Origin of the sequence: Streptomyces sp. NP160, from assembly GCF_006335115.1 — a bacterium.
Classification (GTDB): domain Bacteria; phylum Actinomycetota; class Actinomycetes; order Actinomycetales; family Quadrisphaeraceae; genus Quadrisphaera.
This window is the reverse complement of sequence record NZ_VDMJ01000098.1, coordinates 1-1,738: the sequence shown is the minus strand read 5'-3', so window position 1 is coordinate 1,738 and position 1,738 is coordinate 1. Positions and strand designations below refer to the sequence as shown.

General features: G+C 69.6%; 2 protein-coding genes. Both read right to left on the bottom strand.

Annotated features, from left to right (window positions below):
• Positions 1-79: 79 nt before the first annotated feature.
• Positions 80-1,453 (bottom strand): ABC transporter substrate-binding protein, encoded by a 1,374-nt coding sequence (locus FHN55_RS22090; protein WP_257571205.1) that lies wholly within the window; start codon positions 1,451-1,453, stop codon positions 80-82.
• 58 nt (positions 1,454-1,511) lie between these two features.
• A partial coding sequence (locus tag FHN55_RS22085; RefSeq protein ID WP_139714553.1) for a substrate-binding domain-containing protein occupies positions 1,512-1,738 on the bottom strand: 227 nt, incomplete at its 5' end.

Here is a 1,738-nt window from a genome sequence, read left to right as displayed (position 1 = left end):
CGGCGCAGCGCCGGGGAGGCGCCGCGCCGCCGCGGCGCCGGCGAGGTCGCCGGCGCCGCAGCGGACGTGGTCGAGGACGTCACTTGACCGTGAAGCCCTGCGAGGTCGCGAAGTCCTTGATCTTGGTCTCCCACTGGGCCAGGGCACCGACCATGTCGCCGCGGTTGGTGATCGACGGTCCCATGACGTCGGTGTAGCTGGAGTACACGGTGTCCATGAACGGCAGCCACTCGAAGTCGGTGTTGACGTTCTGGGAGGCCTCCACGAACACCTCGTTGACCTTCTGGCCGCCGTAGAACTCCGGCGTCTGGTCGACGAAGGCGCTGTCCTGCAGGATCGAGTTCAGCGGCGGGAAGAGGAACTGCTCGGTGGCCAGCTTCATGGCCGGCTCCTTCTCCACGTTGATCCAGCGGGCCAGCTCGGCAGCGGCCACGGGGTTCTTCGTGCTGGAGATGACGGCGTCGGTGGACCCGCCCCAGTTGCCGGTGGCCTTGCCGCCGGCGGTGAACTGCGGCAGCTGGGCGGCGCGCCAGTTCCCGGAGGTGTTCTTGGCGGTGCCCTGCAGGAAGACCGGGCCCCAGGCGGCCGTCAGCCAGGAGGCGTACGTGCCGGCCGAGAGGCCCTGGTACCACTGGTCGGTGAAGTCGGGGTCGACCGCCACCAGGTCCTTCTGGACCAGGCCCTGCCAGAACTCGACCACCTGCGTGGCCTCGGCGCCGGTGAGGTCGACGGTGACGGTCTTGTCGCCGTCGTAGGCGAACGGCTTGGCGCCGTTGGCCCACATGAACCCGATCATCTGGCCGGCCTGGTTGGGGGGCAGGTCGGTGAGGTAGCTGTTCGGGCTCGCGATGCGGTAGGTCTGCGCGGCGCTGGCGAACTCGTCCCACGTGGTGGGCGCCTGCACGCCGGCGGCCTTGAGCAGGTCGTCGCGGTAGAGCATGCCCATCGGACCGGTGTCCTGGGGGACGGCGTAGACCGCGGAGTCGCGCGAGACCTGGTTCCAGACCCACTCCGGGTACTGGCCGGACAGGTCGCCGAAGCCGTTCATGCCGGACAGGTCCAGCAGGTTGTTCCCGATGAGGAAGGAGGAGATGTACTGGTACTCGATCTGGCAGACGTCGGGGGCGCCCTTGCCGGCCTTCAGGGCCGTGCGCAGCGCGGTGTACTGGTCCAGGCCCTGGCCGGCGTTGACCACCTTGACCTTGATCTTCGGGTACTGCTGCTGGAACAGGTCGACCTCGTTCTGGATGTCGGGCACCCAGGTCCAGAAGGTCAGCTCGGTGTCGGTGTCCATCGCCTTGGCGAAGTCGTCGGAGGAGACAGGGGTCGCCGAGGCGCCGTTCCCGCCACCCGTGTTGCTGCCGGCGCAGGCGGCGAGGCCGAGGGCTGAGACGCCGAAGAGGCCGGCCAGGGCGGCGCGGCGGGACAGGGGCGTGCTGGGGATCTCGAACAAGGGAACTCCTTCGTCCTGGTGTTCGTGGTGGGGTCCGGTCGTGCTGCTCGGCGCTTCGTCAGGGGGAGGGCGGACCTCCCGGCGTGTCGTGCGGGGGGGCCGAGCTGGCGCGGACGACGAGGGAGGCCTGGACCGAGACCGTCCGCTGCGCCACCGGTCGCCCCTCCAGGGCGCGGACGATGTGCTCCACCGACGTGCGGGCCATGGCCTGGAAGTCCTGGCGGATGCTGCTCAGCGGCACCACCTGGAACTCCGACTCGGGCAGGTCGTCGAAGCCGACCACCG